At 64.1% G+C, this 14,399-nt stretch carries 11 protein-coding genes; 1 reads left to right on the top strand and 10 read right to left on the bottom strand.

Translation table 11 applies throughout. The features are described 5' to 3' along the window. Positions 1 to 27 precede the first annotated feature (27 nt). From NCT05_RS22940 to NCT05_RS22910, 7 genes are all read right to left on the bottom strand, one after another. Positions 28 to 1,647, bottom strand: a complete 1,620-nt coding sequence (locus NCT05_RS22940; RefSeq protein ID WP_250503234.1) for a gamma-glutamyltransferase family protein — start codon at positions 1,645 to 1,647, stop codon at positions 28 to 30. Between the two features lie 134 nt (positions 1,648 to 1,781). Next, positions 1,782 to 2,540 carry a GntR family transcriptional regulator gene (locus NCT05_RS22935; protein ID WP_250503233.1) on the bottom strand — a complete coding sequence of 253 codons (759 nt, stop codon included), beginning with the start codon at positions 2,538 to 2,540 and terminating at the stop codon, positions 1,782 to 1,784. 127 nt (positions 2,541 to 2,667) lie between these two features. Next, on the bottom strand, positions 2,668 to 3,123 hold the full coding sequence (locus NCT05_RS22930) for a RidA family protein (RefSeq protein ID WP_008348110.1): 456 nt from the start codon (positions 3,121 to 3,123) through the stop codon (positions 2,668 to 2,670). A 105-nt stretch (positions 3,124 to 3,228) separates the two neighbouring features. After that, complete coding sequence (locus tag NCT05_RS22925) at positions 3,229 to 4,359, bottom strand: SMP-30/gluconolactonase/LRE family protein (RefSeq protein ID WP_034470935.1); 1,131 nt, start codon at positions 4,357 to 4,359, stop codon at positions 3,229 to 3,231. Positions 4,360 to 4,402: 43 nt separating this feature from the next. Continuing rightward, a complete protein-coding gene (locus NCT05_RS22920) occupies positions 4,403 to 5,575 on the bottom strand; it encodes a zinc-dependent alcohol dehydrogenase (RefSeq protein ID WP_034470938.1) in 1,173 nt (390 codons plus the stop codon). A gap of 11 nt (positions 5,576 to 5,586) precedes the next feature. Next, positions 5,587 to 6,348, bottom strand: a complete 762-nt coding sequence (locus NCT05_RS22915; RefSeq protein ID WP_250503232.1) for an SRPBCC family protein — start codon at positions 6,346 to 6,348, stop codon at positions 5,587 to 5,589. A gap of 167 nt (positions 6,349 to 6,515) precedes the next feature. Further along, positions 6,516 to 7,664, bottom strand: a complete 1,149-nt coding sequence (locus tag NCT05_RS22910) for a glutathione-independent formaldehyde dehydrogenase (RefSeq protein WP_239294579.1) — start codon at positions 7,662 to 7,664, stop codon at positions 6,516 to 6,518. Positions 7,665 to 8,398: 734 nt separating this feature from the next. Here NCT05_RS22910 and NCT05_RS22905 point away from each other — a divergent pair. Then, the gene (locus NCT05_RS22905; RefSeq protein WP_175980901.1) at positions 8,399 to 9,568 is read left to right on the top strand and encodes a zinc-dependent alcohol dehydrogenase; all 1,170 of its coding nucleotides are present in this window, start codon (positions 8,399 to 8,401) and stop codon (positions 9,566 to 9,568) included. A 119-nt stretch (positions 9,569 to 9,687) separates the two neighbouring features. Here NCT05_RS22905 and NCT05_RS22900 read toward each other — a convergent pair whose 3' ends face one another. From NCT05_RS22900 to NCT05_RS22890, 3 genes are all read right to left on the bottom strand, one after another. Beyond that, positions 9,688 to 11,592 (bottom strand): hybrid sensor histidine kinase/response regulator, encoded by a 1,905-nt coding sequence (locus NCT05_RS22900; RefSeq protein WP_008348106.1) that lies wholly within the window; start codon positions 11,590 to 11,592, stop codon positions 9,688 to 9,690. A 375-nt stretch (positions 11,593 to 11,967) separates the two neighbouring features. Then, complete coding sequence (locus NCT05_RS22895) at positions 11,968 to 13,407, bottom strand: aldehyde dehydrogenase family protein (RefSeq protein ID WP_250503231.1); 1,440 nt, start codon at positions 13,405 to 13,407, stop codon at positions 11,968 to 11,970. Further along, on the bottom strand, positions 13,404 to 14,345 hold the full coding sequence (locus NCT05_RS22890; RefSeq protein ID WP_008348104.1) for a LysR family transcriptional regulator: 942 nt from the start codon (positions 14,343 to 14,345) through the stop codon (positions 13,404 to 13,406). Before NCT05_RS22890 ends, NCT05_RS22895 begins: the two co-directional genes overlap by 4 nt. Positions 14,346 to 14,399: the final 54 nt, after the last annotated feature.

Below are 14,399 nucleotides of genomic sequence, written 5' to 3'. Positions count from 1 at the left end.
CACTTCGAAGCAAGAGCGTGTTGAGCGTTACCAGCCGGCGGCTGAACCGTCGCTGCGTGGATCGTGACCGGCTTCGAATAATCCATCGGGATACCGAACGATTGCGCCGGCGTGCCCCATCGCTTCGTCGTAGGCGGCGAGCACTTCGACGTCGTGACCGAGCGCGCGCAATGCGTCGATGGTCTCGTCGGGAAAGCGCGCTTCCAGCTTGAGCGAGTCGGTCGACTGGCCCCACGTGCGGCCAAGCAGCCAGCGCGGCGCATCGATCGCGGCCTGCGGATTCCAGCCGAATCGCGCGATGCGCGAGAACACCGCACTCTGCGATTGCGGCTGGCCGTCGCCGCCCATGTTGCCGTAGACCATCGTGCGGCCATCGGCGAAACGGGCGAGCGCGGGATTGAGCGTGTGGAACGGACGGCGGCCCGGCATCAGCGGATTGAGCGACGACGGATCGAGCGAAAAGCTGCAACCCCGGTTCTGCCAGTTGATGCCCGACTGCGGCAGGACGATGCCGCTGCCGAACTCGTGATAAATGCTCTGGATGAAGCTGACGGCAACGCCATCGCCATCGATGACGCCCATCCAGACCGTATCGCCGGGACCGCGGCCACGGCCCCAGAGCGCGGCGCGCGACATCGACACTTGCCGGGCCATCGCATCGAGCGCGGCGGGATCGAGTTGCGTGACGGCATCGATGCGCATGTGGTCCGGATCGGTCACGTGTTCGTCGCGCACCTTGAAGGCGAGCTTCGTCGCTTCGACGCATGCATGGACGAACTCGGGGCCGAGCGGGTCCATGTCGTCGGTCAGCACGCGGTCCAGCACGCCGAGAATCAGCAGCGACACGAGACCTTGCGTCGGCGGCGGCATGTTGTAGACGGTGCCCAGCGTATGCGTGAGCGCGAGCGGCGTACGTTCGCGAGCCGTGTGCCGTTCGAGATCGGCGAGGGCGATGAGCGTTTCCAGCGACGACAGGTCGTGCGCGATGCTGCGCGCCAGATCGCCGCGATAGAAGTCGTCGAGACCGGCATCGGCGAGCTGTTGCAGCGTTGCGGCGAGACGCGCGTTGACGAAGCGCTCGCCGGTGCGCGGCACGCGGGCATCGGGCATGAAGGTTTGCGCGAAGCCCGGCACGTTTCCGAGTTCGCCGCACTTGCCCGCCATGCAGTCGGACTGACTGCGCGTGACGGGAATGCCCGCCTTCGCATAATGAATCGCGTCTTCCAGCAGACGCGCAACGGGTAGGCGTCCGCCGAGCGTGTTCTTCGAGAAGCGCTGCGCGAAGTCCCAACCGGAGACGGTGCCCGCGACGGTGTTGGCCGCGAGCGGGCCGCGTGCAGGAATGGCGTCGAGGCCCAGCGCGCGATACGTGCCGATGTCGGCGCGCATCGCTGCCGCACCGCACGCCTCGATGCCGATCGGCGCGTGACCCGGACGCGAGATCAGCCAGAAGCCGTCTCCGCCGATGCTGTTCATGTGCGGATAAACCACCGCGACGGTGGCGGCGGCCGCGATCATCGCTTCGACGGCGTTGCCGCCTTCTCGAAGGACGGCGAGCGCACTTTGCGATGGAAGCGCATGCGGCGCCACGGCCATGCCGCGCGAGCCGCGTGTGGGATTGAGTGCAGCAGAGACTTCCAGAGACATCGACGTTTCCTTGTATACAACGAAATCGTCAATGCGAGTTCCGTGCCAGGCGTCCGTGAAAACCCTATGGAGCCTTGCTGGCTATTCCTTGCAGCGTGGTTTGCCGCATGTTTGAAGGAAGTGCGGCGATGCCGTCAGATGGTGCGCCGCGGTCGCGCCGGTGCGTGCGCGACGCTCGAACGCCCCGCTTCGGTGCGGGCGGCGAGCAGGCGCTGCATCGTGAGGCCGCTCACGCTTGCCTGGCTGCCGCTGATATGACGCGACACCAGTTCGACGCTCGATGCGCTGTCGCCGCGACGAATGGCATCGAGAATGGCGGCATGCTCTTCATACGTCTCCGCGATGAGATCGCCCTTCACGAGATCGAGCCGGCGCACCACGCGGATACGGTCGGTGACGCGCTGCATCGTCGCGGTGAGTTCATCGTTGCCCGCGGCCGCTACCAGCGCGTGATGCAGCGATTCGTCCAGTTCGACGAGCTTTCGTCCATCGACGACCCGGCGCGCACGGCCAACGCGCCAGATGCGATCGAGCGCATCGAGCAGCAAGTGAAGATCGGCTTGCGGCGTTTCGCCATTGCAGAGCTTGCGCACGGCGAAGACCTCGATCATCTGACGCATCTCGTAGAGGTCGTCGAAACGCTTGTTGTCGATGGGCACCACTTCCCAGCCGCCGCGCACATAGCCTTGCATCAGGCCATCGCTTTGCAGGCGTTGCAGCGCTTCGCGTGCAGGCGTACGCGATACGCCGAAGCGTTCCGCAATGGCGCCTTCCGTCAGCCGGTCGCCGGGCAGGATCCGCATGTCGAAGATTTCCTCGCGCAGCGTGTAATAAACATGATCCGCGCGGGACAGCGCGGCGTCGTGCGCGTTGACAAGGCTTGCGTCGGCCATAACGGTGAGCGGGGTAGCGTGCATGGACGGGAAGCTTATCAAAGGGCTGCGCGTCGCCAGAATTGCCGGACGGCAAAAATCGCTTTGTGGATAAATGGCGCGTTCGCCAGCGAAGCTGCCACGCGATTTATCGCTTCAATTCGAAGATGCTGTCGATCTCGACCGGGATGCCCATCGGCAACGTATGCACGCCGAGCGCGCTTCGAGCGGGAAGCCTGTCTTGTCCGAACAATGTCAGCAAGAGGTCGCTGGCGCCGTTGGCCACTTGCGGATGTTGCGTGAACGACTGTTCGGCGCGCACGTAGACCGTCAGCCGGCTGCATCGCTCGATGTTGTCCAGACCGCAGGCTTGATCGACGCAAGCCAGGATCATCAGCATCGTCAGATGCGCCGCGTGGCGCGCCGTTTCGACAGACATGTCGCCGCCGACCATTCCGACGATTGGCTTGCCGTTTTCGAAAGGCCCGAGACCGGAAACATAGACCTGACTGCCCGCAATCGACACCGTTCGATAGGAGCCGAGCGGCGCGATGGGCGCCGGCAGTTCGATCCCCGCTTGTGCAAGGCGTTCGGATACGTTCATGTTCGGCTCACCGTGATGTGATCAAAACACTAGCGTAACCCGGTCAATATCCTCGGCTATCGCGATCGCGATTTGTATTTCCAGAAGAGCGGCCCGTCCTGCGCGTCACTGCTTCGCTCCGATCCCCTCGATGCGCCACAACTGCGTCTCGAGGCGGGGGCCTGTCTCGGGCTTGAACCAGCTCATGTCCTGGATGTGGGAACTCGTAACGTAGAGGGTCCCGTCGGGGCCCTCGGAGAACGTATCGGGCCAGCGCAGCCGCTTGTCCTGCACGAGGGTCGTGATGCGATCCCCGTCACGGACTCTGACTGCGTCCTGCTCGATCGCGCTCAGATAAAGCCGCCCGCGCTCATCGATCCAAAGACCGTCGGTCGGCTCCGTCTCGGCGACACGCTCCACGCGCGCTTCGAGGTCCTTCTCCGACAGACGCGGGTTCTGCAATGCGTTTGTCGCGATGCGATAGAGCGTGCGACCGGTCAGTGCTTTCCAGTAGAGCGTGCGCCCATCGCGCGAAAGCGCGAGGCTGTCGGCGGCGAATTCGACTCCGCGTCCGTCGGGTCGGCGTAGCGGCTGCCCGTCGATCCTGACGACCACGTCCTTTTCCGGCTGCGTGCTCGGATGGCCGCCGAGCACGCGCCTGGCCTTGCCGGTCTGCAGATCCACGACCACGAGCGCTCCCTTGGCCCCGGCATCGGTCAGATAGGCATAGTGACCATCCGGCGAAAACCGCACATCGTTCAGATAGCTTCCCTGAGGCGCGACGCTCTCGTCGAAGCGGATCACCTGCGCGACCTGGTTCGCCTTGAGGTCGATCTTGACGAGCTTGGGTCCGCCCGGCACGAGCGATGCCGTGGCTGGCGCGGCCGGATCGACGACCCAAAGATTGCCGTGTGCATCGGTCACGACGCTCTGGACGCACACGAAATGATCTCCGGCGGACATCTGGTTCTTCTTCTCGTTGCGCCATGCATTCCACTCGTCGTCCGGGTAGGGTTTGATCTGGCCGTCGCGCGTCACTTCTGCAACCGAGACCGGCGCATCTTCTGTCCAGCGCGGAAAATTGACGAAGATGCGCCCATCCTTCGAAACGGTCACGCCCGTAACCTGGTGCTCGAATTTTGCGACCTGTTGCAGTTGTGGCGTATCGGATGTAGGCCCCGCGTGCTGCTGTGCGATGGATGCATTGGCGAGAAGCGTCATCGCCACGATGGCGGACGCGGCTGCGATTCGGATCATGGTCGTTTCCTTTGCATGGCGGCACTCGGGATGCGCGGCGAATTCAAGGCGCGAACACGGCGCGGACGCAGCCGTCGGTCTTGTGCTTGAACATGTCGTAGCCGCGTGGCCCGTCCTCCAGCGAGAAGCGGTGAGTGGCGAGGTAAGCAGGGTTCAGCTCGCCTTTCTGCGCGTGCGAGAGCAGCCGATCCATATAGGCTTGCCCGTGCTGCTGCGCGCTGCGCACCGTCATGCCCTTGTTCATGATGGCGCCCATCGGGAACTTGTCGATCAGCCCGTAGACGCCGAGCACCGACAGCGTGCCGCCTTTGCGGCAGGCCATCACGGCCTCGCGCAGCGCCTGGCCGCGGTCCGTCTCCAGGCGCAGCGCCTGTTTGACGCGGTCATACGCGTATTGCGGCCCGGTGCCGTGCGCTTCCATTCCTACCGCGTCGATGCACGCGTCGGGGCCGCGCCCGCCGGTCATCTCCATGAGCGTTTCGAGGACGCTGTCGACCGCCGTATAGTCGATCGTCTCGGAGCCGGCGTGCTCGCGCGCCATCTGCAAGCGCTCGGGAAAGCGGTCGATCGCGATGACGCGCTCCGCGCCCATCAGACGCGCGCTTTGCTGCGCCATCAGCCCTACGCCGCCGCAGCCCCAGACCGCGACCGTGTCGCCCGGCTGGATGTTGCAGAAGTCGGCGCCCATGTAGCCGGTCGGCGCCGCATCGGAGAGGAACAGCGCCGTATCGTCCGCGACGCCGTCAGGGACTTTGAAGCAGTCGTTGTCGGCAAACGGTACGCGCACGTATTGCGCGTGCGCGCCCGCATAGCCGCCGAACGCGTGCGTGTAGCCGTAGATGCCTGCGGTCGTATGTCCGCCCAGAAGCGGTGCCTGTAGCTCGGGCTTGGGATGCGTGTTGTCGCACAACGAGTAGAGGGAGTGCTGGCAATACCAGCATTGCCCGCAAACGATGAATGAAGGAACCACGACGCGGTCGCCCTTTGCGAGGCGCTTCACCTCGGGGCCGATCTCCTCGATCACGCCCATGAACTCGTGGCCGATGACATCGCCCGACTTCATCGTCGGGATGTAGCCGTCGATGAAGTGAAGATCCGAGCCGCAAGTCGTCGACAGACTGACGCGCAGGATCGCGTCGCGGGGATTGATGATCTCCGGGTCTTTCACAGTCCCGACGCGCAGGTCGTTTACCCCGTTCCAGTACAGTGCTCGCATGCTCACTCTCCTTAACGCGTGGTTGCGCGAGCAGCGGGCTGCCGCTCAGTGGTGGGAATCTCGCCGGTCTCGACGAGGCTCTTGAAGCGCCGCAGCGCGTTGTCCGCGACCAGATTCAGCGGCGTGGTCCCGAGAAGTTGCAGCAGGCCTTCACCGAGCGCGCCGCCGGGCGGGTCGAACCGGACGTGCAGCGTCGCCACGGTGCCGCGGTCGTTCGGGGCGGGGTCGAAGCGGACGGATCCCTCGTTCGGAATGGCGGCGCCAGGCAGCGAGCGCCAGCCGACGCCTCCGCCGGGGCCGTCGACGATCTCCGATTCCCATTGGTAGGCGCGACCGAGCGGCGTCCTTATTTCCCAGCGCATGCGGCCGTCGCCCGCCGGGTGCAACGTCGCGAAGCCTGCCATGAGTTGCGGGAGCGTCCCGGGCGCAAGCCAGAGCCGACGAAGCTCGTCCGCAGTCTTGCCGATGGTGATTGCGCGCTCCACCTCCGGCGTCGCGCCGGCGATCCCACTTCGCCCCTTGTTGTCTGTCCGTCCGCGATGGAGCGGGACACCGTACCCGGCACTCGCCGCTGCCATGCCCGCGCAGGCAGTGAGCGCGAGAGCCACGGCGCCTTTCTTTCGTCCGGCGAGTCCGGACACGATCAAGGCCGCGCTGAGCGCGACGGGGATCCAGCCAATGCCTCGCATGGCTTCTCCGGCCGACACGCCCGAAGAATGGCCGCCGCGCCTCAGTGATTCGCGCGGCCGGATAGCAAGAATGTTGCTTGCCATAACAAATGCTCCAAAGGTTACTGATCGCCGTGGTGCCCGCTACGCGGTTCGTACCGTGCAGCGGGATCGACGAGACATGTTGGCGACGCTCGAGCCCATTGCACGCGTGGCAATGATTGAGCGATGAGCCCGAGCGCTCATGCAACCACGATCGCTGCGTCGCTTCGCTAACCTCCCGGATGCAAGACCACCTTGGTCCAGCCGTGGTCGCGCACGTCGAAGTGCTGATAGGCGTCAGGCGCCTGGTCGAGTTTCAACTCATGCGACACGATGAACGATGGCTTCGCGCGGCCCGCGTGTATCAGATCACGCAACTGCCGGTTGTATGCCTTGACGTTGCACTGGCCCGTGGCGATGTGCTGCCCCTTGAACCAGCACTTGCCCCAGTCGAACGCGATCTGACCTTTCTTCGCCAGTTCGTCCTGCGCGCCCGGATCCTCGGGAATGAACACGCCCACCACGCCGATCCCGCCGGTGAACTTGACCGACGACACGAGGTTGTTCATCGTGAGATTGGGGTTCTCGTGGCGTTGCGGAGCCGGATCGTGGCACTGGTAGCCAACGCATTCGCATCCCACGTCCGCGCCCATGCCTTGGGTGAGATCCATGACCCGCTGCACCGGATCTTCCTTCGAATAATCGATCGCGATCGCGCCGATGGACTCCGCGAGCTTGAGCCGGTCGGGATGGCAATCGACCACCATGACGCTGCGGGCGCCCTTGATCATCGCCGAGTGCGCGGCCATCAGACCGACGGGGCCGGAGCCGTAGATCACCACGGCGTCGCCGGGCCTCATGCCGGCGAGTTCGGTCGCGTGCCAGCCGGTCGGGAAGATGTCGGCGCACATCACGTAGTCGGTCTGCTTCTGCTGGGCGTCAGGCGGCAGCTTCAAGGACATGAAGTCGGCCCAAGGCACCCGGAGATATTCGGCCTGTCCGCCCGGCCACGGACCCATGTCCGCAAAGCCGAATGCGCCGCCGGCGATTCCCGGCTGGTTCGCGCTCAGGCAAAACGCCGTGAGGCCGCGCTCGCAGTTCATGCAGTGGCCACAACTTACATTGAATGGCAGGCACACCCAGTCGCCGGGCTTGATCCGCTCCACGGCAGGCCCGACCTCCTGAACGACGCCCAGATTTTCATGACCGAAGATGCGGCCTTGCTCGAAGTCGGTTCGGCCCTCGTACATATGCAGATCGGAACCGCAGATGTTGGTACTGGTGATTCTGACGATGGCGTCGGTCGGACGCTCGATCTTGGGATCCGGAACATTCTCGACCGTAACTTCACGAGGACCGCGATACACAACGGCTTTCATATGTTTCTCCCGAGAGTTCAACTGCGAAGAGCCTGAGCCGCGAAACCTTCGGCGGCTGTCGGCGTCGACAAACCCGCAGACCCACCTGCGGTACGTCCCTCTCTCATGCAGACCGGCACTTTGCAGACAGCGTCTGCTATTGCTGGTTGAAGCCGGACAATCTATCGCCATCCTAAATAGTGAGTGCCATGCGCTTCCGGATTCTTGGTGACGGTGCGCGATGTAAGGGCAGCTATCGGCGTGCCCGATTCGGGTCGACAGAGGCGACTCGCGGATGAGCATCGAGATCCAGTGCGATTGATACGGCTATCTAATCGATGCGTGGGGGTGACGTGTAATCGCGTAGTCGCGGAGAACTTGCACCGGGCTGCAGATCTTGCAAGAGCGGCCTGGTTCGAGAGCCGGAAGGGTCGCTATTCGGTCAGTTGACTCGCGGGCTTAACCCGCATCGCCGGTCGATTATCGAAACAGTTGTCCATGACAAAAAAGCTCGGCGCGCCCGCAGATCGGACACGGCAGCGCATAAGGACACTCATTGACATGGACACCGATGCAGGACCAGCGACTCCCGATTCCCGGCCGGCGTCGATGGCCCGATGGACAACCAGCGATGCGGGCAAGACAGCATGCGTTGAACGGAACGTCGAATGCTGTTTGCGTGGCGGTTGCCGCGTTGCTGTGAAGCGAAGAGGATGCCGCGCGATACAACCGCTCACTCACAATGGAGGCTAGCGATGAGAGCGCTCATCTGGGAAGGCAAGAAGGACATCCGGTGCGAGTCGGTTCCGGACCCGGTCATAGAACATCCCCGCGATGCGATCATTAAGGTAACGACATGTGCCATCTGCGGCTCGGACTTGCATCTGTTCGATGGGTTCATGCCCGGCATGGAATCCGGCGACATCATGGGCCACGAATTCATGGGCGAGGTGGTGGAAGTCGGCAACGCGAATAGCACGCTGAAGATCGGCGATCGGGTCGTCGTTCCCTTCACGATCATCTGCGGCGAATGCGAACAGTGCAAGCGCGGCAACTTTTCCGTCTGTGAGCGGAGCAATCGGAACCAGGACGTCGCGAACAAGGTGTTCGGCCACACGACTGCGGGCTTGTTCGGCTATACGCATCTCACAGGCGGCTATCCGGGCGGTCAGGCCGAATACGTGCGCGTACCGTATGCGGACAGAACGCACGTGAAGATTCCCGACGGCCTCACCGACGAGCAGGTGCTCTTCCTCGGCGACATCTTTCCGACCGGCTGGCAGGCGGCGGCTCAGTGCGACATCGAGCCGACAGACACCGTTGCGATCTGGGGGGCAGGGCCCGTCGGCCAGATGACGATTCGCAGCGCCGTTCTGCTCGGCGCGAAGCAGGTGATTGCAATCGACCGGGTGCCCGAGCGTCTCGCCATGGCGCGTGCGGGCGGGGCCACGGTCATCAACTTCGAAGAAGAGAGCGTCCTCGAGCGCTTGGCCGATCTCACACAAGGCAAGGGCCCCGAGAAGTGCATCGACGCGGTCGGCATGGAGTCGCATGCGACGCGCTCATTCGATTCCCTGTACGACCGGGCGAAGCAGGCCGTGATGTTGGAAACGGACCGGCCGCACGTATTGCGGGAGATGATCTACGTCTGCCGTCCGGCGGGCACGCTGTCGGTTCCAGGCGTGTACGGCGGTCTCATCGACAAGATTCCGTTCGGCGCTTCCATGAACAAGGGGCTGACATGGCGCATGGGTCAAACACATGTGAACCGCTGGACGGACGACCTGTTGCGACGCATTCAGGAAGGGCAGATTGATCCGTCGTTCGTCATCACGCACACGGTGCCGCTCGATCAAGGACCCGAGATGTACAAGACATTCCGCGACAAGGAAGATGGCTGCATCAAGGTCGTGCTGAAGCCTTAGTCGGGAAGACGGCGGCTTGCCTGAATCCGCTGGTGCGGAGGTTCCGCCGTGACCGTTGAAACGGTCGCACGATCATGGACGGAAGCACCGCGAATGTCACTGCCGCGAGCCGCCTTCTTCTATGGCGCGGCGACCGCACTGTCGACGGCTTGAGTCAGTTGCGCGATATCGACCGGCTTCGTGAAGTGAAAATCGAATCCGGCGTCTGTTGTGCGCGCCCGGTCCTGTTGCTGACCCCAGCCGGTGACGGCAATGAGCGTCACGTCGTGCGTCGAGGGCGTTGCCCGTATGCGGCGCGCGACGTCGAGCCCGCTCATGCCCGGCAAGCCGAGGTCGAGCAAGATCACGTTCGGGTTGTATTCGCCGAGGAGTTCGATCGCCTCTTCGCCGGAATAGACTGTTCGTACATCGTGTCCCTGCATCTCCAGAAACGCCGTCATTGCGTCCGCTGCATCGACGTTGTCGTCGACGACCAGGATCCGGCGCTTCGGGGCCGACGCGTGAACGGCAAGCGCAGCGCGTGTTGGCGCCGGCATAGGCAACACGCGCGACGTCGCGGGCAGATGAATGGCAAAGCAGCTCCCCCGATCCTTTCCGCCACTCGACGCGGTGAGTCGGCCTCCATGCAGCTCGATGAGCGATTTGGACAGCGCGAGTCCGATGCCAAGACCGCCCTGCCGATGCTGATCTCGATTGACCTGCGAAAACATCGCGAAGATCGCCGACAGTTTGTCCGGCTCGATGCCGATACCGTTGTCCGTGACCGACAGGACGATCTCGGCGTCGTCAGCCGTCGCCGCGAGTTCGATGCGCCCGCCCGGTGGCGTGTACTTCGCCGCGTTCATCAGCAGGTTGGCCAGCACTTGCGCGAGCCGGAGCCGGTCCGCCTCGATATGCAATGGTCTGACGGGCGGCTTGATGACGAGCTCGTGCCCCTTGCCTGCGAGGATCGGTCTCGCGATTTCGACCGCTTCGTCGACGACTTCGCGCATCGCCACGGCCTCTTTGCGCAGCTTGAGCGCGCCGCGCGTGATGCGCGACACGTCCAGCAAGTCGTCGAGCAGAAGCGCCATCGCGGCCGACTGCCGGCGCAGCACGCTGATGCACCAGATCCTGCGCTCTTCCGTCAAGTTCGGCTGTTCGAGTATCTCCGCGACGTGTCGGATCGGCGCCAACGGATTACGCAATTCATGTGCGAGCGTCGCGAGAAACTCGTCCTTGCGGCGATCAGCCTCCGAAAGGGCCTGTTCGGCCCGCACGCGTGGCGTCACGTCTCCGAACCACGCCACGACCGAACCGTCCAGAGACGCCGCGACGACGTGAAACCACTGCTCGCCGTTTTCACCCGATACGCGTATGTCGAAGGCCTCTCTTCCCGGGCGCTGGGCGAGCGGTGTGAGCCGCTCGAGCAGCATGTTCGCCTCCCACCCGGCCGGACGCACATATGCCGTGGAACTGCCGATCACGACTGCGGCGTTCTGATTGAAAAGCTGGGCGGCCGCCTTGTTCAGATAGTCCCATCGAAACTCGGCGATGCGGCCCTCGCGAACGACCGGGGTCAGGATGACGAACGGGACGCCTGCGCTGTCCAGGGCCACGTCGAACCGGTGTCGCGCCTGGCGCTCGACCTGCAGAAGGCGATCCGTGGCCTCCTGCGTAGCGGCTTCGGCGCTTCCTGCACGCCGCGCCACCTTGGCGAGTTGCTGCCCGGCCGCCACCAGAAATGCCCCGACCAACGCGTATGCCACCAGCACGATGCGGTCGTCGTGTTGCAGAACGGCCAGACTGCCGACGGGCGGCATCCAGAGCGCGCCGAAGGCCATGCCGCTCACGAGAAGCAGCGATCCCGACCACGCGCCGAACAGCACCGTGATCAACGGAAGCGTCGCGCTGAAGAAGAGGAATGTCAGCCGTCCGTGGGCAACCATCGTCAGCGCCTGCTGAGCTGTCACGATAACGGCGGTAGCTGCAATACCGAAGACCAGACGCTGTTTCGGTGGATATTGGGCGATGCGTACGATCATGGTCGTGACTCGATTGGGCTGGTTGTTATCCTGTCCACTGTGCAGTCTTTGTTCCTATCTTCTCGCGACTTGCGGAGCGTTGGAATCCGCTGCCGGCGGAACTCGGTGCCCCTCGCTCGGTCAGCGAGTCGCGTCCGAGTCGCCAACAAAAAAGCGCCGACTCCATTCCGGGGGCGGCGCTTGAAAGTCCGTCAAAGAAGCGAGATTCCGACGAACCTGAGAGACCTGAATTCTAGGCAGAAAGGTCCACCGGTTCTAATAGCATCGCGTGATGGCTCGGATAAAACTTTCTTATATCGGTATTACACAGGATGACTCTTGCCTTTCTTTTTGGTGCCTTGGCTCGGCACGACGAAGCCGGCCCGCCACCCGCCATCACCGCAGCGGCGCGATCCCGTCCGCGACGCCGGCTGGCATGCAGATATGCTTGAGCTCGGTGAAATCCGCAAGGGCATCATAGCCATGAAGCCGTCCCAGCCCGCTTTGACGATAGCCGCCGGTTTCCGCCTCGGCGAATAGCTTGTTGTGATCGTTGATCCACACCGTCCCGTTGCGCAGCGCCCGCGCCATGCGAAACGCGCGCGGACCATCGTTCGTCCACACGCTCGCGGAGAGGCCGAAAACCGTATCGTTGGCTTTCAGAATCGCTTCCTGCTCGTTCTCGAACACCTCCAGCGTGACCAACGGACCGAATATCTCGTCCTGACAGAAGAACGCCTTGGGGTCGGCATGCTCGACGAGCGTCGGCGACAGAAACGCATGTCCCGATGGAGCACCGCGCAGCAGCACGCGATCGGCAGTCGCGCACGCACGTTCGATCGTGTGCTCGACGGAATCGCGCGTGGCGGCGTCGATGAGCGCGCCGATATCCGTCGCCGGATCGATGCCCGGCCCCACCTTCAGCGACGCGAGCGCCGACGCGAGCTTCTCGCGCATGTCCGCCGCCCGCGACGCATGAACCAGCACGCGGCGCGCCGCGGTGCATTGCTGACCCGAGATGATCGTCGCGGCCCGCGCGAGACGCGGCGCGATGGCGTCGATATCCGCATCGCCGAACACGACGCAGCACGACTTGCCGCCGAGTTCGAGCGACAGCTTCTTGATGCTGTCCGCCGCCGCGACCATGATCTTCTTGCCCGTCGCGGTCGATCCCGTAAAGCTGAGGACATCGACGCCGTGTGAATCCGCGAGCCACTCGCTCGCCGCATATCCGCGCTCGTTGACGAGATTCACGGCGCCCTTGGGCAACGCGGTGAGCTCGAAGCAGCGCATCATCGCGGCCGTCACGAGCGAAGTCTGGGCGGCGGGCTTGACGATCGCCGTGCAACCGGCCGCCAGCGCGGGCGCGAGCGAGCGCACGAGCAACACGGCGGGCGCGTTCCACGGCACGATGATCGCGACGACGCCGGCCGCTTCGCGCAGCATCGTCGATATCGTGCCGGGCTCAGGCTCCAGCACATGCCCGGCGATATGGCGCGCGAGGCCCGCGTAATAGCGCACCTCCGAGATGGCGCCCGCGATCTCGCCACGCGACTGCGCGATCGTCTTGCCGTTCTCGCGCGTGAGCAGCGTCGCGAGCGACTCGCGCTCGTGGTCCAGCGCCGCGGCCCACGCCAGCAGCACGTCCTGACGCAAACGCGCGTCCTGCGCCCACGTCGTGCGATCGAACACATGTCGCGCGGCGGCGATGGCTGCGTCGGCTTCGTGCGCGCCGCCGTCGGCATATTGGCCGATGGCTTCCCCCGTCGCGGGGTCGATGCTGTCGAGCGTCGGCGTGCCGGTCCATTCGCCGGCGATCCAGTGTCGTGCGTTCATGCGGAGCTTTCCTTGATTAAGGGGGAGGGTTCGTCACCCGAAAAGTTCGACGCCCGATGCAACTCGTCGCCGATGATCGCGATGAGCGCTTCGGCCGCCGCGCTCAACGGGCGGCGCGGATGGCTCACGCAGAGAATGTGTCGCACGATGCGCGGCGCAAGAATCGGACATGCGCGCAACGTGCCGTGCCGCGCGGCCCGCTCGACGACGATGCGCGGCAGGATCGTCGCGAAGCGCGTATTTTCGACGAGCTTGAGAATGGTCGACAGCACGTCGATCTCGAAGCGCGGCGCAAGCAGGATGTCTTCGTGCTGCGCGGCGCTGTCGAGCACGCCGCGCAGACCGTGGCGCTTGGTCGGCAGCACGAGTTCCAGTTCCGGCAGTTGCGCGAGTTCGATCGCGTGCGGCAGATCCGGTCCATGCGTCGCACTGGTGGCGAGCACCATCTCTTCGTCGAGCAGCGGGCGCGAGTCGAGCGAAAGACGCGCGCGCGGCTTGTTGATGATGGCGGCATCGAGCTGGCCGCCCGCGACCCAGTCGATGAAGGTGGCGCTGTAGCCATCGGCGACGGTGACTTCGACATCCGGGTAACGCGCGTGAAAGCGCGACAGCGAATCCGCGAGCACGCTCTCCGTCACCGATGCGATCAACCCTATGCCGACATGTCCCGTGACCACTTCGTCGCGCTGCACGAGTTGCTGCCGCGCGTGGGCCAGGTCCCGCATGATCGGCAAGAACAGGCGGTACATCAGCCGTCCCGCGGCGGTCGGCGCCATGCCGTGCGCGCCGCGCTCGAAAAGCTGCTGATGCAATTCGTCCTCGAGCTTCGCGATCTGCATGCTGAGCGCGGGCTGCACGATGTTGAGACGCTTGGCCGCGCGCGTGACCGAGCCGTCCTCGAACAGCGCGATGAAGTACTGGATTTGCTTGAGGTCCATGTTCCGTGGGGTATCAGCGATGCTAATAGGCGACCGCACCGTTATCAGACTGCT

The sequence above is a fragment of the Caballeronia sp. AZ7_KS35 genome, assembly GCF_023631045.1.
Classification (GTDB): domain Bacteria; phylum Pseudomonadota; class Gammaproteobacteria; order Burkholderiales; family Burkholderiaceae; genus Caballeronia; species Caballeronia zhejiangensis.
This window is presented reverse-complemented; position numbering and strand designations above follow the sequence as displayed.

Bases quoted from the DNA above. Each gene is read 5' to 3' on its own strand.
- NCT05_RS22915 (WP_250503232.1), bottom strand. From the start codon at position 6,348: ATGGCAAGCAACATTCTTGCTATCCGGCCGCGCGAATCACTGAGGCGC.
- NCT05_RS22940 (WP_250503234.1), bottom strand. From the start codon at position 1,647: ATGTCTCTGGAAGTCTCTGCTGCACTCAATCCCACACGCGGCTCGCGC.
- NCT05_RS22895 (WP_250503231.1), bottom strand. From the start codon at position 13,407: ATGAACGCACGACACTGGATCGCCGGCGAATGGACCGGCACGCCGACG.
- NCT05_RS22925 (WP_034470935.1), bottom strand. From the start codon at position 4,359: ATGATCCGAATCGCAGCCGCGTCCGCCATCGTGGCGATGACGCTTCTC.
- NCT05_RS22935 (WP_250503233.1), bottom strand. From the start codon at position 2,540: ATGGCCGACGCAAGCCTTGTCAACGCGCACGACGCCGCGCTGTCCCGC.
- NCT05_RS22900 (WP_008348106.1), bottom strand. From the start codon at position 11,592: ATGATCGTACGCATCGCCCAATATCCACCGAAACAGCGTCTGGTCTTC.
- NCT05_RS22920 (WP_034470938.1), bottom strand. From the start codon at position 5,575: ATGCGAGCACTGTACTGGAACGGGGTAAACGACCTGCGCGTCGGGACT.
- NCT05_RS22905 (WP_175980901.1), top strand. From the start codon at position 8,399: ATGAGAGCGCTCATCTGGGAAGGCAAGAAGGACATCCGGTGCGAGTCG.
- NCT05_RS22930 (WP_008348110.1), bottom strand. From the start codon at position 3,123: ATGAACGTATCCGAACGCCTTGCACAAGCGGGGATCGAACTGCCGGCG.
- NCT05_RS22890 (WP_008348104.1), bottom strand. From the start codon at position 14,345: ATGGACCTCAAGCAAATCCAGTACTTCATCGCGCTGTTCGAGGACGGC.
- NCT05_RS22910 (WP_239294579.1), bottom strand. From the start codon at position 7,664: ATGAAAGCCGTTGTGTATCGCGGTCCTCGTGAAGTTACGGTCGAGAAT.